This window comes from Paenibacillus sp. GM1FR (genome assembly GCF_002803315.1).
GTDB classification, from domain to species: Bacteria; Bacillota; Bacilli; order Paenibacillales; family Paenibacillaceae; genus Paenibacillus; species Paenibacillus amylolyticus.
On sequence record NZ_MKZL01000045.1, the window covers coordinates 1 to 1,447 of the forward strand.

Here is a 1,447-nt window from a genome sequence, read left to right on the forward strand (position 1 = left end):
ACCGGCACTACCGGCGTAACTGGCATTACGGGTGTGACTGGAGCTACTGGAATTACAGGTACCACCGGCACAACTGGCCAAACTGGAGAGACGGGTGTAACAGGGGTCACAGGTACGACTGGTGTGACGGGGCCCACCGGTGCTACTGGAGCAACCGGAGCCACTGGTGCGACTGGCATAACCGGAGTCACAGGTACGATTGGTGCTACAGGAGCAACCGGTCCAACGGGTATTACTGGTGAAACAGGATCCACCGGCACGACCGGCGTAACTGGCATTACGGGTGTGACTGGAGCTACTGGAATTACAGGTACCACCGGCACAACTGGCCAAACTGGAGAGACGGGTGTAACAGGGGTCACAGGTACGACTGGTGTGATGGGACCCACCGGGGCTACTGGAGCAACGGGAACTACGGGAGTTACTGGTGTAACCGGCGCGACTGGAGCCACTGGCGTAACTGGTGTTACGGGTGCTACAGGAGCAACCGGTCCAACGGGTATTACTGGTGGAACAGGAACAACCGGCACTACCGGCGTAACTGGCATTACGGGTGTGACTGGAGCTACTGGAATTACAGGTGCCACCGGCACAACTGGCCAAACTGGAGAGACGGGTCTAACAGGGGTCACCGGTACGACTGGTGTGATGGGATCCACCGGGGCTACTGGAGCAACGGGAACTACGGGAGTTACTGGCGTTACCGGCACGACAGGTACAACCGGAGCCACTGGTGCGACTGGCATAACCGGAGTCACAGGTACGACTGGTGCTACAGGGGCAACCGGTCCAACGGGAGTTACTGGCGTAACCGGCGCGACTGGAGCAACAGGAACCACGGGTATTACAGGAGAGACGGGTGTTACAGGCGTTACAGGCACGACAGGTGTAACGGGACCGACCGGAGCAACTGGGGCTACAGGGCTCACAGGTGTATCAGGAGCCACAGGCACAACAGGAGTTACGGGTGCTACAGGAACTACAGGTACAACGGGTGTAACAGGAGCCACCGGCATTACAGGAGAGACGGGTGCAACAGGTGTTACCGGCACGACAGGTACAACCGGAGCTACTGGTGCGACTGGCATAACCGGAGTCACAGGTACGACTGGTGTGACGGGACCGACCGGGGCTACTGGAGCAACGGGAACTACGGGAGTTACTGGTGTAACCGGCGCGACTGGTGCCACTGGCATAACTGGCGTAACTGGTGTTACGGGTACAACAGGTACGACTGGAGCAACAGGAACCACGGGAGTTACTGGTGTAACCGGCGTGACTGGTGCCACTGGCCAAACTGGAGAGACGGGTGTAACAGGGGTCACAGGTACGACTGGTGTGACGGGACCGACCGGGGCTACTGGAGCAACGGGAACTACCGGAGTTACTGGCGTAACCGGCGCGACTGGAACTACGGGTACAACAGGTACGACTGGAGCCACTGGGA

At 59.1% G+C, this 1,447-nt stretch carries 1 protein-coding gene; it reads left to right on the plus strand.

From position 1 onward, the window contains the following. Window positions 1-1,447 (plus strand): hypothetical protein (locus tag PAEAM_RS24145; RefSeq protein WP_207765600.1); only part of this gene is annotated, 1,447 nt, incomplete at both ends.